The organism is Acidobacteriota bacterium (assembly GCA_016716715.1).
Taxonomy (GTDB): Bacteria; Acidobacteriota; Thermoanaerobaculia; order UBA5066; family UBA5066; genus Fen-183.
On the sequence record JADJVE010000003.1, the window covers coordinates 272,810 to 290,089 of the forward strand.

15 protein-coding genes are annotated in these 17,280 nt (G+C 70.9%); 5 read left to right on the plus strand and 10 right to left on the minus strand.

Translation table 11 applies throughout. The features are described from left to right. Positions 1-6: 6 nt before the first annotated feature. Genes IPL89_06125 through IPL89_06160 form a run of 8 tightly spaced genes read right to left on the minus strand, consistent with a single transcriptional unit; the run spans position 7 to position 6,028 of the window. On the minus strand, positions 7-219 hold the full coding sequence (locus IPL89_06125) for a hypothetical protein (GenBank protein ID MBK9062758.1): 213 nt from the start codon (positions 217-219) through the stop codon (positions 7-9). Between the two features lie 8 nt (positions 220-227). After that, positions 228-587: a cytochrome C oxidase subunit IV family protein gene (locus tag IPL89_06130; GenBank protein MBK9062759.1), complete on the minus strand. Its 360-nt coding sequence runs from the start codon at positions 585-587 to the stop codon at positions 228-230. An 11-nt stretch (positions 588-598) separates the two neighbouring features. Then, positions 599-1,213 carry a heme-copper oxidase subunit III gene (locus IPL89_06135; protein ID MBK9062760.1) on the minus strand — a complete coding sequence of 205 codons (615 nt, stop codon included), beginning with the start codon at positions 1,211-1,213 and terminating at the stop codon, positions 599-601. After that, complete coding sequence (locus IPL89_06140) at positions 1,214-1,834, minus strand: hypothetical protein (GenBank protein ID MBK9062761.1); 621 nt, start codon at positions 1,832-1,834, stop codon at positions 1,214-1,216. It lies immediately after the preceding gene. Continuing rightward, the gene (locus IPL89_06145; protein ID MBK9062762.1) at positions 1,831-2,763 is read right to left on the minus strand and encodes a c-type cytochrome; all 933 of its coding nucleotides are present in this window, start codon (positions 2,761-2,763) and stop codon (positions 1,831-1,833) included. Before IPL89_06145 ends, IPL89_06140 begins: the two co-directional genes overlap by 4 nt. A gap of 27 nt (positions 2,764-2,790) precedes the next feature. Continuing rightward, on the minus strand, positions 2,791-3,381 hold the full coding sequence (locus IPL89_06150; protein MBK9062763.1) for a cytochrome c oxidase subunit 3: 591 nt from the start codon (positions 3,379-3,381) through the stop codon (positions 2,791-2,793). Continuing rightward, complete coding sequence (locus IPL89_06155) at positions 3,381-5,186, minus strand: cbb3-type cytochrome c oxidase subunit I (GenBank protein MBK9062764.1); 1,806 nt, start codon at positions 5,184-5,186, stop codon at positions 3,381-3,383. The genes IPL89_06150 and IPL89_06155 overlap by 1 nt, the downstream gene beginning before the upstream one ends. After that, positions 5,171-6,028, minus strand: a complete 858-nt coding sequence (locus IPL89_06160) for a cytochrome C oxidase subunit II (GenBank protein ID MBK9062765.1) — start codon at positions 6,026-6,028, stop codon at positions 5,171-5,173. Before IPL89_06160 ends, IPL89_06155 begins: the two co-directional genes overlap by 16 nt. A 187-nt stretch (positions 6,029-6,215) precedes the next feature. Here IPL89_06160 and IPL89_06165 point away from each other — a divergent pair, with 187 nt between their 5' ends. Together IPL89_06165 and IPL89_06170 are read left to right on the plus strand one after the other, a co-directional pair. Further along, on the plus strand, positions 6,216-7,568 hold the full coding sequence (locus IPL89_06165) for a cytochrome ubiquinol oxidase subunit I (GenBank protein MBK9062766.1): 1,353 nt from the start codon (positions 6,216-6,218) through the stop codon (positions 7,566-7,568). Beyond that, positions 7,558-8,646: a hypothetical protein gene (locus IPL89_06170; protein ID MBK9062767.1), complete on the plus strand. Its 1,089-nt coding sequence runs from the start codon at positions 7,558-7,560 to the stop codon at positions 8,644-8,646. Before IPL89_06165 ends, IPL89_06170 begins: the two co-directional genes overlap by 11 nt. Here the strand turns inward: IPL89_06170 and smc are convergent. Both smc and IPL89_06180 read right to left on the minus strand, forming a co-directional pair. After that, positions 8,643-12,182: a chromosome segregation protein SMC gene (gene smc, locus IPL89_06175; protein ID MBK9062768.1), complete on the minus strand. Its 3,540-nt coding sequence runs from the start codon at positions 12,180-12,182 to the stop codon at positions 8,643-8,645. The genes IPL89_06170 and smc overlap by 4 nt on opposite strands. Positions 12,183-12,263: 81 nt before the next feature. Then, positions 12,264-13,268 (minus strand): hypothetical protein, encoded by a 1,005-nt coding sequence (locus IPL89_06180; protein ID MBK9062769.1) that lies wholly within the window; start codon positions 13,266-13,268, stop codon positions 12,264-12,266. A 150-nt stretch (positions 13,269-13,418) separates the two neighbouring features. On the opposite strand from IPL89_06180, the gene IPL89_06185 reads away from it, so the two are divergent. The 3 genes from IPL89_06185 to IPL89_06195 all read left to right on the plus strand — a co-directional run bounded on the left by IPL89_06185 (position 13,419) and on the right by IPL89_06195 (position 17,273). Next, entirely contained in the window at positions 13,419-15,332 is a 1,914-nt protein-coding gene (locus IPL89_06185; GenBank protein MBK9062770.1) for a sigma 54-interacting transcriptional regulator, read from the plus strand. 68 nt (positions 15,333-15,400) lie between these two features. Beyond that, positions 15,401-15,850 carry a hypothetical protein gene (locus IPL89_06190; GenBank protein MBK9062771.1) on the plus strand — a complete coding sequence of 150 codons (450 nt, stop codon included), beginning with the start codon at positions 15,401-15,403 and terminating at the stop codon, positions 15,848-15,850. Next, positions 15,840-17,273: a peptidase gene (locus IPL89_06195; protein ID MBK9062772.1), complete on the plus strand. Its 1,434-nt coding sequence runs from the start codon at positions 15,840-15,842 to the stop codon at positions 17,271-17,273. The genes IPL89_06190 and IPL89_06195 overlap by 11 nt, the downstream gene beginning before the upstream one ends. Positions 17,274-17,280 lie beyond the last annotated feature (7 nt).

The window sequence follows — 17,280 nt, forward strand, 5'->3', positions numbered from 1 at the left end:
GGAAGTCTATGCCGAGCGGGAGTTGCGGCGGACGATCACGACCGCGCCGGCCGCGAGAACCCAGGGGACGAGCATGAACGCGCCGACGACCGGCCAGACGTTCGGCTCCTTCGGCGACGAACTCGCCGAGCAGGACGGGCACGCGTGCGCCGCCGGCGCGGACAGAACGCCGCCGGCCACGAGGGCGGCGAGGGCGGCGGCGCGAAGCGTTTGGGTCACGGCGCGCCTCAGTGGTGGACCCACGGGAGCGTCGCGACGCGCAGCAGGTGCGCGCCGTCGAGCATGAGGGCGGCGGCGTAGAGGCCGGCAAGCGGGAGCGGGATCGCGGCCATCCAGAGCAGACCCCGCTTCTCGTGCTTGAGGTGCATGTAGTAGAGGCCGACGTAAGCCGCCTTCGTGAGGGCCATCCCGATCAGCAGGACCGCCATGACGCGGCGGTCCATCTTGAGGCTCGCGACGCCGATTTCCGCGACCGTCAGCACGGAAAGGACGATGAGGACCATGAAGTACTCGCGCCGCATCTTCAGGGGCCCGAAGCGGACGTATGCGGCCGGGGAATCGTCGTGGGTCGAGGCGTGGTCGCTCATGGGCGCTCCCGTCAGATGAGGTAGATGAACGTGAAGACGAGGATCCAGATCAGGTCGACGAAGTGCCAGAACAGCCCCGTGATCTCGACGACGTTCGCGCCGTTGTCGAGAAACTTTCCGCGCAGGACCCCGATCGCCGTGATCAGGAGGTAGCAGACGCCCGTGAAGACGTGCGCGCCGTGGAAGCTCGTGACCACGTAGAAGGTCGCCGGAAAGTTGCCGGAGGGCAGCGTGAACCCGTGGTGGATGAGGTGCGCGTACTCGTAGACCTGCCCGCCCAGGAAGAACGCTCCGCCGAGCGCGGTGGCGAAGAGCCAGAGGGCGGTCTGCCGGCGCTCGCCGTGTTTGGCCGCGTCCAGCGCCTGGACCATCGTGACGCTCGAGAGGATCAGGACGAACGTCATGATGCCCGTGAACGGAATCCCGAGGACGGTGGACGGCAGGGGCCACTTCGGGTTGCCGGCCCGGAGGATCGCGTAGGCGAGGAGGAGGCCCGCGAACGTCATCGCGTCCGTGACGAGGAAGACCCACATTCCGACCTTGCCGGTCGTGGCGGCGCCGAAGGTCGGCGCGTTTCGGGGCGTGGCTCCCGGTGCGGCGAGGAAGGCCTCAGACGGTGCGCTCATTCAACGTCCTTCCATGTTCACGAGAAATCCGGTGTCGCGCATGAGCTGGTCGAGCTCCGGCTTGAGGGGCACGGCGACGCGGCGGATCCGGCCGCGCGCGTCGACGAGGAGGAGACGGCCCCACAGGGGCAGGTCGTCGGGGAGGCCCGACGCCTTCCGGGCCGCGGCCTCGAAGCCGGCGAGGCCGCCGCTCGCGTGAATCCAGCGGGGCAGCGCGGCGCGGGCCGCGTCCGCGTCGCACCAGGGCGGCGAGCCCGGCGGCGCGTCCACGAAGCTCACGATCCGGACGGAGCCGCCCGTGTTGCGCATGCGGCGGACGAGCGACGCGGCCGCCGTGGGCTTCTCGGCGAAGCGCTCCGCGGACACGAACTCGGCGAGGACGACGAACCCCCGCAGGCTCTCGGCCGTCACGGGCTGGCCCTGCTGGTCGACGAGCGCGAAGGCGGGGAGGTCGCCGAGCACGGGCGGCGCGGCAGGGAGCGGCCGCGTCACGGAGCGGAAGACCGGGACGGCGAAGACCGCGAAAACGAACACCGCCCAGAACCACACGCTCCCCGTAAGCCGCGCTGCGAGGCGTTGCGGGGCGGGGACGTCGAAGGCGGGGGCGGCGGCGGGCGTCATCGGGAGGCGGTCGTCGCTTCCGGCGGCGCCATCGCGACGAGCTTGGCGCGGCGCGCGTCGGCCTCGGGCGTGTTCTTGATGTCGATGAGCGACCGCACGTAGTACGCCATCGCCCAGATGTCCTCCTCGGGGAGGGCGCCCTTCCACGTCGGCATCGCCGTGCCGCCGATGCCCGAGGCGATCGTGCGGTAGAAGTCGGTCAGCGCCTCGCCCGAACGGACGTGGTCGCGCGTGAAGTCGGGCGGCATGATTTTGAAGCCGTAGTCGCTTTCCTTGGGAGAGGCGTGGTACGGGTCGGGCCGCAGCGTCGTCTCGCGTTTGCTGAGTTCGAGGCTCGCGGCCTGGATCGTCGCCGGCGTCTCGTAGGCCGGGTGACACGAGAGGCACTGCGCGAAGCCGTGGTAGACCTTCATCCCACGCGTGATCGCTTCGGCCTTCCGCGCGGCGCCGTACGGGTCGGGGGACGGGACGATCGGCTCGCCGGCAGTCTTCTCGGCCCACTTCGGCGAGAGCGTCTTGAGGTACTGGACGATGTCGAGGAGGTCGCGCTCCGGCACGTCGTTCCAGGGGAGCATGGCGGTACCGTGAAGGCCCATCTGGATGGTATTCAGGAAATCCTCGTCGTTCGGGAGCTGGCCGCTCGCGACGGCCGCGAACTTGAACTGCCCCTGCTTGAAGTTGCGCGGCGGCGGGCGGAGGCCGACGGCGGCCGGTCCCTTCCCGTCGCCCTCGAGGCCGTGGCATGCGGCGCAGTACGTCACGAACAGCTCGCGGCCGTGGTTGAGGCGGCGGGCGGAAACGCGCTTGCCGCCGAGCGTCTGGGACTTCGAGAAACGGGCGCCCGGACCCGAGCATCCCGAACCGAGCAGAAGAAGCGCGCCAAGAAGCGCACCGACCCCGCCCGCCGCGACCCGCGTTCCAACCTTCATAGAAATCTTCTCTTCCTCTTTCTCTTTCTAGAGCAGATAGATCGTCACGAACATGAGGGCCCAGACGGCGTCCACGAAGTGCCAGAACATCGCCGTGAGGCGCACGGGGCTCTGCGCCCCCGAGACCCAGCGGCCCTTCGCGGCGCCCGGGACCAGGACGAGCAGCGCGGCGAGTCCCGCGAGGACGTGCAGCGCGTGGAACACCGTGAGGCCGTAGAAGATCGACCCGTAGACGCCGGACTCGATCCGGAAGCCGGAGCGCCAGAGAGGGATCCAGACGGCGAGCTGGAGCGCGAGGAAGAGCGACCCGAGCGCGAGCGTGCGGCGCAGCGCCGACAGGAGCGCGCCCGGCCGCGCCGCCGCCTCGGAGCGGGCGCCGGCGTGGAGGACGAAGCTGGAGGCGACGAGGACGAGCGTGTTCAGAAACGGGAGGAGCCGCGGCAGCGGCTCGAGGCCGTCCGGCGGCCACTCCCCGGCGCCGAGACGCAGGACCGCGTACGAGAAGAAGAGGCTGACGAAGAGCATCGTCCACGACCCGAGCGCCATGACCATCCCGACGAACGACGTCCGGCGGGACTCCTCGCGGCGCGGGAGGCGGGCGGCGGCGACGGCGGCCATCAGGCTCCGACGGCTCCGAGCGCGGCGGGTTCGGACTCGAGGGGCTCGTTCTGCGCGAGCCAGTCCTTCCCGGTGACGCCGGGGTGGCTGAACTCGTGCGGCCCGTGGAGGACGAGCGGGATCTCGTCGAAGTTGTGGTGCGGGGGCGGGGAGGGAATCGTCCACTCGAGCGTGCCGACTTCCCAGGGGTTCTCCGAGGCCTTCGCCCCCGAGATCAGGCTCGAGAGGAAGTTCGCGACGAAGAGAAACTGCGTCGCGCCCAGGAAGAGCGCTGCGCGCGTGATGAACAGGTTCAGCGGCTGCAGATGCTGGAGGAACGTGTAGGAGTCGAGGTTGTAGAGGCGGCGCTGCATTCCCGCGTACCCGATGACGAGCTGGGAGCCGAAGACGAGGACGATCGGGACGATCGTGAGCCAGAAGTGAAGCTTCCCGAGTCTCTCGTTCATCATCTTTCCGAAGAGCTTCGGGAACCAGAAGTAGATCGCCGAGAACGCGCCGAGCAGCACGGACGCCGCCATCGTGAGGTGGAAGTGCCCGACGACGAAGTACGAGTCGTGCAGGTAGACGTCCGTGCCGATCGCGCCGAGGTGCAGGCCCGTGAGGCCGCCGAGGCCGAACACGAAGACGACGCCCATCGAGAAGAGCATCGGCGTCGTGAAGCGGATCGAGCCGCGCCACATCGTGCCGAGCCAGTTCAGGAAGAAGACCGCCGACGGGATCGAGATGAGCATCGTCAGCGTCATGAAGCCCTCCGAGAGGAGCGGGCTCATGCCGACCACGAACATGTGGTGGCCGTAGACGACCGCCGAGAGCACCGTGATGGCGGTCATCGAGAGGGCGGTCGCCTTGTAACCGAACGCGGGCTTGCGGGAGAAGAACGAGAGGACGTCGGACACGACGCCCCACGCGGGGAGGATGAGGATGTAGACCTCGGGGTGCCCGAAGATCCAGAAGAGGTGCTGGTAGAGGATCGGGTCGCCGCCGCCCTTCGTCACGGCCATGCCGGCCACGAAGAAGTGGCTTCCGAAGACGCGGTCGAGGAAGAGGAGCAGCATGCCCGCCGCGATCACGGGGACGAAGAGCGCGTTGAGGATCGCCGTGAGCCACAGGCCCCACACGGTGAGCGGCATGTCGAAGTAGCCCATGCCGGGCGCGCGGAGGCGGATGACGGTCGTGATGTAGTTGACCGCGCCCATGATCGACGACGAGCCCGCGAGGAAGATCGCGACGATCCAGAGCGTCTGGCCCGGGGCCGGCTGTCCGACGAGGGTCGAGAGCGTCGGGTAGGACACCCAGCCTCCCGACGCGGAGCCGCCCGGGACGAAGAACGACGTGACGAGGATGCCGCTCGAGAGCGCCATCGTCCAGAACGAGAGCATGTTCAGGGTCGGGAACGCCATGTCCCGGGCGCCGATCATGAGCGGGATGCAGAAGTTGCCGAACGCGCCGATCAGGATCGGCGTGATCGCGAAGAAGATCATGATCGTCCCGTGCATCGTGAAGAACGACGAGTAGGACTGCGGGGGCATGACGCCGCCGCTCTGGGGCCACACGAGCTCGCCGAGGACCGGGAACGCGGTCCCCGGGTGGCCGAGCTGCCAGCGGATCATCATCGCCATCGTCCCGCCGATCGCGAGGAAGGCGAGCCCCATCCAGAGGAACTGCTTCGCGATGACCTTGTGGTCCAGCGAGAACACCCACCGCCTCAGGAACGAGTCGGGGTCGGGGTGGATGTGCTGCTCGGCGTGAAAGTCCGGACCGGCGTACGCGAGCCTCGGGCGCTCCGTCGTCACTTCGCCACCCATTCCCATCCCCACTGGGCCTCCGTGTCGGCCGCGTCGAACCGGCGCTTCGCGTCGCCCTGCGCCTCGGCGTACCAGCGCTCGAACGCGTCGTTCTCCATCACCGTGAGGTCGGCCTTCATCTTGTAGTGGGCCCAGCCGCAGAGCTGCGAGCAGGCAATCTCCATCGAACCGGTCTCCTTCGCCTGGAACCACATCCGGGTCACGTGGCCCGGGTTCGCGTCCTGCTTGATGCGGAAGTTCGGGACGTAGAAGCTGTGGATGACGTCCTTGGCCTTCAGGTTCAGGAAGATCGGGCGGCCCTTCGGGATCCACATCTCGTTCAGCGTCACGACGTCGTCGGCCGTGTTGAAGACGCCGTCGGCGCCCGCGTACCGGAAGTTCCACGCCCACTGCTGCGGCATGACCTCGATCCGGACGGTGTCGGCCGACGTCGGCCACTTGAACAGGTACTCCTCGATGTCGGCGCGCGACCGGTGGACGAGCACGAGGTCGATCGAGAGAAAGACGAGGAGCGCGAGCGATCCCGTGACGACGAGGCTCCGGCGGTCCGTTCCCTTGTCGTACACGGCGCGGTGCCCAGCCCGTGCGCGGTAACGCGCGACGATGAAGGCGAGGCTCCCGCAGACGAGCGTGAAGGCGACGATCCCGAGGCCGGTCGTGTACCAGAAGAGCCAGGTGACCCGGTGGCCTTCCGTGGACACGTCGCGGGGCGGCGCGTACGGCGCGGACGGCCCCGCGAGGGCGGCCGCGGAGACGAGGAACGGGAGCAGGAACGCGAGGCTCCGCGACGTGCGGGACGCCCCCCGCCGGACGAGGCGGTGCAGAGGACCTTCCTGAGACATTCGATTCCCCCCGAGGACCGTTACTCTACTTTCAAGGAAACGCCGTTTCAAAGATTATCGCACCGGAGACTCGGTCGCCTTCGCGGCCGCCGAAGGGCGCCTGCGTCCCGACTCACCGATCGGCGTGGAGCCGGCGCCTCATGGACGCCGGAGGGTCGATGCGCTAAGAACCGGGTGGAGGTCCCCCATGGACTACCCGATCTGGGATCTGGCGGTCGGCGGAGGGGTCCTGATCGGAACGATCGCGATCCTCCACGTCGTCGTCTCTCACTTCGCCGTCGGCGGCGGTCTCGTCATGGCGTGGGCGGAAACGTCGCTCGGCCGCCGCCCCGATCCTGCGCTGCGCGCTCTCCTGAAGCGCGCCTCGCTGATGCTGATCCTCGTCTCGACGGTCTTCGGCGCGATCTCGGGCGTGGCCATCTGGTTCACGATCGGCCTCGTCCACCCCGCGGCCACGTCGGCGCTCATCCATTCCTTCGTCTGGGGATGGGCGATCGAGTGGGCGTTCTTCCTGCTCGAGGTCGTCACGGCGCTGGCCTGGTACGCGACGTGGGACCGCGTCCGCCCCCGCACGCACCGCCTGCTGATCGTTCTCTACGCCTTCGCCGCGTACATGTCGCTCGTGATCATCCAGGGGATACTCGGGTTCATGCTGACACCGGGGCGGTGGCTGGAGACTCGCGGCTTCTGGGACGGCTTCCTCAACCCGACGTATCTCCCCGGCATCGTCTTCCGGACGGGCGTCTGCCTCCTCCTCGCCGGCACGTACCTCATGCTCGCGGCGCTCCGCGAGAAGGACCGAGCGGCGCGCACACGCCTCGCCGGCCTCCTCGGCCGGGTCATGACGGTGGGCGTCGCGGTCGCGGCCGCCGGGCTCTTCTGGTGGAAGGCTGCGCTCCCGCCCGACGTGGCGGCCAATTTTCTCGGCGACAAGCCGCTGATCGCGTCTCTCGGGACGGGCTGGCGGCACCTCTTCATCGCCCTCGCGGCTTCCGCCGTCCTCGCTCTCCTCGCCGCGCTCCTGCCGCGGACCGTCCGCTGGCCGCAGGCCGTTCTCGCGCTCGTTGCGGCGTTTGGCCTCCTCGGCGGTTACGAGAGGATCCGCGAGGGGGCGCGCAAGCCCTTCATCGTCCGGGGCTACATGTTCTCGAACGGCATTCTCGTCTCCGAGGTGGCGGCGCTCAATCGAGAGGGCGTCCTCTCGAAGGCGCGCTGGGCGGCGTACGACGCGGGGGACGATTCCGTTTCGAAGGGCCGCGCCGTCTTCCGCGCCGAGTGCGCCTCGTGCCACACGCTCGACGGTTACCTCTCGATCCGCAAGCGGACGGCCTCCGCCGATGCGGACTTCCTGACGCTGTTTCTCACGGCGCTGCGCGACGACGGAGCGAAGTGGACGGCGTCGCCGCCGCAGAAGGCCGACTACCCGTTCATGCCGCCCTTCGTCGGAACCGAGGACGAGATCCGGTGGCTCGTCGCCTATCTCGACTCCCTGAAATCCCCCGCAGCGGTGAAAACCGCGGAGGCGACCCGTGCGCAATGACCTGATCCCGGCCCTCGACCCTGCGCCGGTCCCCGGACCGCCGGCGCTGCTCGTCGTCCTCTGGATCGTGACGTTCTTCCTCCATCTGCTCGCGGTCAACGCGGCGCTCGGCGGCGCGCTCTTCTCGGTGCTCCTGCCGCCGTCGATGCCCGGCGCCTCGCGGCGGGCCGTCGCGGCGTTCTTCGCGGAGATCAACTCGTGGGCGCTGTCGCTCGCGATCACGTTCGCGATCGCCCCGCTCCTCTTCATGCAGGTCCTCTACGGCCGCTTCTTCTACACGGCGTCGGTCCTCGTCGCCCCCGTCTGGCTGGGACTTCTCCTGCTGCTCATGCTCGCCTATTACCTCAACTGGATTGCGAAGTTCCGGCTCCGGGCGGGGAAGGGCGCGACGGCGGCTCTCGCGTTCTCGGCGACCTGCTCCCTCGCGATCGCGGCGATCCAGACGTCCGTCCATCTCATCTCGGTCCAGCCGGCTCTCTGGAGCGCCTTCCTGGGCCGCCCGTCGCTCGTCCTCGGGGACCCGACGTTCGTCCCGCGTCTTCTTCATTTCGTCCTCGCGGCGGTCGCGATGGCGGCGGTGCTCCCCGCCGCCTTCCCCGGCTCGCTCGCGGACGCGGCCCCGGGGGCGGCCCGCTTCGGCCTCTTCACGGCGCTCGTCCTGACCGGGGCGCAGTTCGCGGTGGGCCTCTGGCTTCTCCTCGCCCTCCCGAGGGCGGTGCTGTCGGGGCTCATGACCGGAGGAGTCGCGAACCTGGCGCCGCTCGCCCTCGGGATCCTGGTGGGGCTCGCCCTCCTCGGGCTCCTCGTCCGGGCCGTCGGGGCTCCCGGAAACGTCCGCCTCGCGCGGGTCGCCCTCGGCCACTTCGCGGCGGCGGCGCTCTTCATGATCGTCACGCGCCACCAGGTCCGCGATCTCTACCTCGCCGGAGCGCGCGCGACCGAGCGGCTCGTGGTCGCCCCGCAGTGGAGCGTTCTCGCTCTCTTCCTCGCCGTCTTCGTCCTGTGCGCCGGGCTCTCCGTCTGGGCCCTCTTCCGCGCGGCGACGGACCGGCCGGGCCCGGGGGAGGCCGCGGCCTAGTCGAACCGGACGCTGACGAGCTTCGAGACCCCGGGCTCTTCCTGGGTCACGCCGTAGAGCGCCTGCGCGGTCTCCATCGTCCTCTTGTTGTGCGTGATGAGGACGAACTGCGTTTCCTCGGACAGCTCCACGAGGAGGGACGTGAAGCGGTCGATGTTCGCCTCGTCCAGGGGGGCGTCGACCTCGTCGAGGATGCAGAAGGGCGACGGCTTGTACTTGAAGATCGCGACGAGGAGCGCGATGGCCGTGAGCGCCTTCTCGCCGCCCGACAGGAGGCCGATCGTCTGGTTCCGCTTGCCGGGGGGCTGCGCCATGATCTCGAGGCCCGAGTCCAGCGGGTCGTCCTCGTCGAGAAGGTGCATCGAAGCGGTGCCGCCGTGGAAGAGCCGCTGGAAGACGGCGCCGAAGTTCGCGTTGACGGCCGCGAACGCCTCCTGGAATCGGACCGACGACGTCTGGTTGATCGTCTTGATCGTCTCCAGGATCTGCGCGAGGGAGGCCTCGAGGTCGGCCTTCTGGCCGGAGAGCTCGACGAAGCGCGCGTGCTCGACGTCGTATTCCTCGAGGGCCGCGTGGTTCACGGGGCCGAGGCGCTCGAGGGAGAGCGTCTTCTGGACGACGTCCTCGGCGAGCTGGGCCTCGAAGACGTCCTCGGCGACGGCCAGTTCCTCCGCGGTCCTCTCGAGGGCGGGCAGCTCGCCGGGGAGGCAGCCGAACTCGGCGCGGCAGGTCTCGACGAGGTGGTCCTGGTCGGCGCGGCGGCGCTCGAGCGCGAGGTCCGCATCGAAGCGCGCGCGGCGGGCCGCGTCGAGAGCCTCGCGGGCCGCGGCGCTGAGCGTCTCGGCGCCGGTGCGCGCTTCCCTTCGTCCCGCGGCTGCGCCGTCCACGTCGGCCCGACGCGTCTCGGCGGCCCCCGCGGCGGCGGAGGCGGCGGCGAGGGCGGCGGCGGAGGCGGCGCCCGTCCCGAGGGCGTGCGTCCTCCTGGTCTCGACCTCGACGAGGGCGTCGGCGAGCTCGGCCACGCGGCGGGCGGCCTCGCGCGCGCGGTCGTCGGCGGACGCGGCGGCGTCGGTGAGCGCGCGCACGCGCTCGGTCAGGACATCCCTTGCGTTTCGAGAGGCGGCGTCCGCTTCGGCCGCCTCGAGGCGCGCGGCGCGGGCCGCGTCGAGCGCGGTCTCGAGCTCGGCGAGCGTCCGCTCGACGGTGGCCATCTCGGCGGCGCGGGCGGCCGCGAGGCGCGCCGCCTCCGCGCGGCTCTCCTTCGCGCGGCCGAGGTCGGCCGCGAGGCCCCGCTCCTCGTCCTCGAGGACGGCGGTCTCCTTGCGGGCGCGCTCCTCCTCCTCGCGGGCGGCGGCCGCCTTCGCGAGGGCCTCGGAGTGCTCGCGCTCGGCGGCGCGAGCCGCCGCGACGGCCTCGTCGAGCGTCGCGGCGAAGCTGCCGGCCTGCAGCGTGAGCGCCGCGATCGAGGCGTCGGACGCCGCGAGCTTCGCGTCGATCGCCTCGCGCTCGCCGGCGAGGTTCTTGAGGTCGCGCCGAACCGTGAAGAGGCCCTCGCCGGGCACGTCGGTGCCGGCGGCCTCGACGACGGCGCCGCGCACGACGACGCCGGACTCCGTGACGATCGTCCTCTCGGGGTGGATGGCCGCGATCGCGAGGGCGTCGTCGACGTTCGCGACGACGACGGCGTCCGGCAGTGCCGAGGCGGGCGCCTTCGCGGACTTCGGGGAGAGGAGCTCACGGGCGATGCCCTTGACCCTCGGGTCGGCGGGCTTGAGCGGGAACGGCGTGTCTTCGAGCGGGTGGACGAACCGCGCGGTGCCGAGCTTCCCCTCGCGGACGGCACGCAGGGCGGCGTCGAGAGCGCTGCGACTCTCGAGCACCGGGGCCTCGAGAGCGGCTCCGAGAGCCGCGTCGAGCGCCGTCTCGTAGCCGGATGCGGCTTCGAAGTGGTCGGCGAGGACGCCGGCGGGGGAGACGCCCGCCGCGACGAGCGCACGGCGCGCGGACTCGCCGCCCGCCTCGCGCGAGGCGAGCGTCGTCTCGAGGGCGGCCGTCCGGACGGCGGCGGCGTGGAGCGAAGCGACGAGCGCCTCGCGGGACGTCTTCAGGACGGAGAGCTGCTCCTCGGCGGCCCTGCGGCCGTGCGTCGCGCCCTCGAGCTTCGCGCGCGCGGCGTCGAGCGTTTCCGAGGCGGAGGCGACGAGGCGCGCGGCGTCCTCGACGGCGGCGCGGCGGCCCGCGAGGACCTCGCTCGCCCGGCCCTTCCGCTCCTCGAGCTTCGCGAGCGCGAAGACGAGGCGATCCTCGAGGAGAGCCGTTTCGCGCTCGCGGTTTGCGGCCTCGGCCGAGCGCCCGGAGGCGGCGAGGAGGTCGCGGCGCGCGCCCTCGCGGCGGCCCGTGACGTCCGTTTCCTTCGCGGCGGCGGCCATGAGGGCTTCCGCGGCTTTTCGCGCGGCCTCGTCGGCCTTCGCGAGCTCGGCTTCGGTCTCCTCGCGCAATTTCGCGCCGCGGCCGGCCTCCTCGACGAAGCGAACGTGGTCCGCCTCGGTCTCCTTCTTCTGGCCCTCGAGGAGCTCGCGGCGGGCCGCGGCTTCCTCGGCCTCGCGCGCGGCCGCGGCCGCGGCGGCCTCGGCGGCGAGCAGGGCCTCGCGGGCGTGCGCGAACGCGTCGCCTGCCTCGCGCACCGCGCGCTCGTCCTCGTCGGCGAGGCGGCGGGCTTCCGCGAGCTCAGCCTCGAGGCGGCCGAGCTCGGTGAGGGCCGCGGCCTCGGCATCCGTCGCGGCGGCGAGGGCCTTCTCGCCCTCGGTGAAGCCGGACGTGAGCCGGTCCGCGCGCAGGCGCGCGAGCCGCCGCTTCTCTGCGGCGAGGACGTCGGCCTGCTCCTTCCAGCGCGCGGCGCGGGAAGCCTGGCGCTTGAGCGACGCGCACGTGCGGTCGATCTCCGAGACGATGTCCGTGAGGCGCAGGAGATTGCCGCGCGTCTCCTCGAGCTTGACCTCGGCCTGGCGCTTCCTGATCTTGTACTTCGAGACGCCCGCGGCTTCCTCGATGAGGCGCCGCCGGTCCTGCGGCTTCGTCGAGAGGATCAGGTCGATCTTCTGTTGCTCGATGATCGAGTACGCGCGGACGCCGAGGCCCGTGCCCGTGAGGATTTCCTGCACGTCTTTCAGGCGCGAGCGCTTGCCGTTCACGATGTAGTCGCTCTCGCCGTCGCGCGTGACGCGGCGCGCGATCGTGACCTCGCCGCCGGTCTCGGCCCACTCCTCGCCGCTGCGCGACTCGAGCGTGATCGTGACCTCCGCCATCCCGAGCGGGCGGCGGCGCGCGGCGCCGTTGAAAATGACGTCTTCCATCGTCGTGCCGCGCAGGTTGCGCGCGGACTGCTCGCCGAGGACCCACTGGACGGCGTCGCAGATGTTGGACTTGCCCGAGCCGTTCGGGCCGACGATGGCGGTGATGCGCGTCGGGAGCGTGACCGAGGTCTTGTCCACGAAGGACTTGAAGCCCTGGATGTCGAGTTTCTTCAGTCGAAACATGAACGCCTTTTTTCCGCAGTTCCCGACGTGGCTGACGGTTCTTCGGGGCGGGACGCTACCACGCGCTCCCGGGCCCAACCACTACATTTTGAGGGTCCGACGGGTCCGGGACTCCACCGGCTGGGGTCTGGTCGGCCTCGTCTCCTCCGGGCAGGGGAAGCCGGGGCCGGCGTCGAGCGCGCGCAGCAGCCCGCCGCGCGAGGACACGCCGAGCTTGGAGAAGACGTGCTTGAGGTGGTCCTTGACCGTCCATTCCGTGATGAAGAGCCGGCGCGCGATCTCCGCGTTGCGCAGGCCCTCGAGGACGGCGCCGACGACCTCCGCTTCGCGGCCGGAGACGCCGCGCTCCTCGAGCCGCGAGCGCACGTCCTCGGGCGAGACCGTCGAAAGGAGGCGCAGCGTGAGGACGGCGACATCCTCCTCCTCGTCGGAGAAGCGCGCGACCGACGCTTCGAAGAAGCGGCCGTCGCCGAGCGACTCGCGCCGGCGCGTTCCCGCGGGCGCGTGCGCGGCGAGCCGCTGAAGGTAGCCGTACAGCGGGATCTCGCGGCCTCCGTCCGTCACGACGTGGGGCGCGGCGCCGCGCGCCGAGAGGAGCGCGGTCGCGGCCGCGTTCGCATACAGGATCGCGCCCGACGCGCGCACGAGAAGGACGGGCGTCGAGGCCGCGTCGGCCGCGCTCTCGAGGCGCCGGCGGGCTGCGGCGTGAATCTCGCACGCGGCGGCGAACTCCAGTAGCTGCGCGAGCATGGGGCGCAGGACCTCGAAGCGGAGCGTCTCGGGTCCCGTCCACGGGCGGCGCGGGCCCCGGGCGAGCGCGAGGACGCCGCGGACGAGCCCCGGTACCGCGAAGGGGGCGGACAGGACGGACGGGCCGCCCCCGCGGATCGCGGTCCTCACGACCTTCAGCGGCGTGACCTGGTTGCCCGTCATCCGCCAGCGGTAGCGCTGCCCCTGGGGCTCGAAGACGTATTCGAGGTCCACGACGTCGGGCTCGAGCACCGACCGGACGGTGTCGACGATCCGCTGCAGCGCCTGGGCGTTGCGGCCGCGGAAGGGCGGTCCGTCGAGGGGAGAAGCGGGCATGTGGGGTGCGGTCAGCCTTCGCCTGCATTCTACGGCGGGACTTTCGGGTCCGTTCAATTCGTGTCGACGGCCTCTGGACAACGCCCCTTCGCGTGATAGTCTCGTGTTTGATCAAAGCACCCCCCTTCCTCTGGCGGAGGACACTTCTCAATGTTGAGCTTCGAGATCCGCAAGACGGGCGGCGAATCTGAAATCCGCAAGGTTCACCGGGACGTCATTCACATCGGCGCCTCGACGGGCAACGACCTCGTCGTCCGCGCGCGGGGTGTGCTCGGACGGCACGCCCGCATCTCGGTGGCGGGCGAGGAGCTCAGGCTCGAGGTTCTCGGCAGCGCGCCCGGATCCGACGTCACGCTGAACGGCTCCGTCGTCAAGACGGCGGCGCTCGCCGCCGGCGACCGGATCAACATCGGCGAGGCCACCATCACGCTCCTGAACGGCCCCGCGCCCAACCCGAACCGCATCTCGGCGCCTCCGCCGCGCGGCCGCGACGCCTTCTCCCTCGCGTCGGCGGCCCTCTCTCCCTTGCCGGCGGCTCCCGCCGGGCCCGCGCCCGCTCCCGCGCCGCTGCCGCGCCATGTGACACCGGCTCCAGCGCCGCGTCCTGCCGCGGCGACGGACGCCCCGCGGCCCGACGAGCGCCCCGCCGATCCGTGGGCCGGCTTCTACGCGGTGCTTCGGCGGCCCGTGCCGTTCGAGGAGCTCCTGCAGGACCTCGTGACCTACGTCTCCTCGGCGACGCCGCTCCACAGCCTCGCGTTCATCTCGCTCCAGCCCGCGAACGAGGGCGAGGCGATCGCCGCGGTGTGGAAGGGCACGCTGCCGAAACTCTCGGCGAAGGCGCTCGCCGACGCCCGCGCCCTCACGGGACCCGGCGATCTGGTCGAGGGTGGCGCGCGCCTCAGGATGTTCCCGGTCCTGCGCCCGGGCGCGGACCCGGTCGGAGTCCTCGTCCTGCCCGCGGACACGCTTTCCGACCCGGCCCTCTTCGACTTTGCCGCGCACGCCTCCGCGGCCGTGGGGTTCGTCCACGCCGAGCGCAGCGAGGCCGCGTTCGGCGAGCACGCCGGCACGAGCCACGCGGCGCCCATGCCCGCCCCCGGCGGGCTCGACGACCCGCTCTCCGCCCTCGTCGGCGCGTCCCTCGCGCTCCAGAACCTCAAGGCTTCGCTCTCGCGCGTCGCCTCGGCGCGCGCGCCGCTCCTCCTCGTGGGCGACGTCGGCTCGGGCAAGACGCTCGTCGCCGAGACGCTGCACGCATTGTCCCCGCGCCGCAGCCGTCCGCTCGTCCGCATCGCGGCCACGGCCGCGAGCCCGCAGGCTCTCGAGGAAGACCTCGTCGGCCTCGCGGCGACCGCCGGCGACCGCCGCCGGCGCACGGGCCGCCTTTTCGAGGCGGACGGCGGGACGCTTCTCATCGAGGAGGTCGGCGACCTGCCGGCCCCGACCCAGGCGCTCCTCTTCCGCCTTCTCGAGGCGCGGGAGGTCACCGCGCCCGGCGGGCGCACGGTGCCGCTCGACGTGCGCGTGATCGGGACGACGTCCCGGCCGCTCACGCGCGCCGTGGAAGACGGCCACTTCCGCGACGACCTCTACTTCCGCCTCTCGGCCCTCACGCTGCGCCTGCCGCCGCTCAAGGACCACAAGGAAGACATCCCGGCGCTTCTCGACGCGCTCGCGGCGCGGCACGGCGGCCCGACGGCGGCGCGCTTCGACGTCGAGGCCATGAACGCGCTCCTGAACTACCAGTACCCGGGCAACGTCCGCGAGCTCGAGAACGAGGTCCGGCGCCTCGCCGCGCAGATCGGCTCGGGCGCGGTCGCGCTCCCCGACCTCGACCAGAAGTTCTCCGGCGAGCACGTCGAGCTCGCGCTCAAGGAGAGCGACGACCTCAAGGAGATCGTCGAGAAGGTCGAGCGGCAGGTCATCGAGCGCGTCATGCGCAAGGTGCGCGGCAACCAGTCGCTCGGGGCGCGTCTCCTGAACATCTCGCGCGGCAGCCTGATCGCGAAGATGAAGGAGTACGACATCAAGGACTTCCGGTACCTGAAGCGGGGCGACTAGGTTTCTGCCTTTTCGGGGTGAGTCCAGTCGGGTCCGAGTCACTCCAAGACAGCTGCCGGAGGTTTGCGATGAAAGCTGGGCGTGCTCTCGCGTTCCTGGTCCCCTTGTCTCTCGCCTCGTCCCTCGCCTTCGCGCAACCGGCCCCACCCCCTGAAAAGAAGGCCGCTCCGGCGCGCGAGGGCTCCGCCGCCCCGGCACAGGGCCTCGTGGTCTTCATCGACCCCGTGACAGGGAAGATCCGCCAGCCCGAGCCGTCCGAGATCGGGGCGTTGACCGCGCCGCCTGCGGCGACAGCGGCCCCGGCCGTCGAACCGCCTCTCCTCATGAAGATCGGCCCCGGCGGCGCCGTCGGCGTCGTCCTCGACAGCCGGTACGAGAGCTTCGTGGTCGTCACGAAGAAGCCCGACGGGACGCTCGCGACGGAATGCGTCACGGGCGGCCGAAGCGCGGACGCCGCCGTCGCTGCCGCCGCGAAGCCGGCGGAGAGGAAGACGAAGGAGGCGCCCCGTGTTCCGTAAGGGTGTCGTTTTCCTCGGGCTCCTTTCCGTCCTCCTCGGCGCGCACGCCTTTGGCGCGGCGACGATCGTCATCCAGAACGCCGACCCCGCGGGCGTCGGCTTCAACGATCCGACGGTCGTCGCCCCGATCGGGGGCAACCCGGGAACGACGCTCGGCCAGCAGCGGCTGAACGCCTTCCAGGCCGCCGCGAGCAAGTGGGGCGCCACGCTCACGAGCGGCGTGACGATCGTCGTCTACGCGACTTGGGAGGCCCTCACGTGCAACGCGACGTCGGCCGTTCTCGGCAGTGCGGGAGCCGTGACGGTCTGGCGGGACTTCACGGGCGTACCCGTGGGGGGACACTGGTACCCGGCAGCGCTCGCGAGCAAGATCTTCGGCGCCGACGTCGACCCGGAAGCCCCCGATGGTTTCATCCATGCAGACATCCGGGCGCGGTTCAACGTCAACCTCGGCCAGACCGGATGCCTCGACGGCGTCTTCTTTTATCTCGGCCTGGACAACAACCACGGCTCGAACGTCGACCTCGTGACGGTGCTCGAGCACGAGTTCGCGCACGGGCTCGGCTTCCAGACGTTCACGAGCGGTTCGACGGGCAACCAGCTCGGCGGGTTTCCGGCGATCTGGGACGACTTCCTTCTCGACACGACGACGGGAAAGACGTGGACGGATATGTCGGCCGCTGAGCGCCAGACGTCCGCCCTCAACTCGCGCCGGCTCGCCTGGACCGGCGCGAACGTCACCGCGGCCGTGCCGACGGTCCTGCAGGCCGGCACTCCCGCCCTGACCGTGTCCGCCCCCGCCAGCGTCGCGGGCGCCTACTCGGTCGGCAGCGCGAGCTTCGGGCCCGCGCTGGCCAGCCCCGGCGTGGCCGCCGAAGTCATGCCGGTCGTCGACACGGCGCCGAACTCCGGGCTCGCGTGCTCGGCGCTCTCGGCCCTGAACGCGGCCGCTGTGAGCGGGAAGGTCGCCCTCGTCGACCGCGGGACCTGCGGCTTCGCCGTGAAGGTGAAAGCCGCACAGGACGCTGGAGCCGTAGCCGCCGTCGTCGTCAACAATGCGGCCGGGTCTCCGCCGCCGGGGATGGGCGGCTCGGATCCGACCATCACCATTCCCTCCGCCATGATCACGCTCGGGGACGGAAACGCGTTCAAGGGGGCGCTCGCCACCCGATCCCGGCTCCATTCCGGAATGTCGGCGAACCTGGGGCTGAACCTCGCGATCCGCTCGGGCGCCGACGCCCTCAACCGGGCCCTCCTCTATACCCCCAATCCGTTCGTGTCCGGTTCGTCGGTCTCGCACTGGGACACGATCGCGTTTCCCAACCAGCTCATGGAGCCGGCCATCAACGGCGATCTCTCGCACGAGGTCGCGCCGCCGCAGGACCTGACCTTCCCCCTCCTCAAAGACATCGGCTGGAACTAGGAAGGAG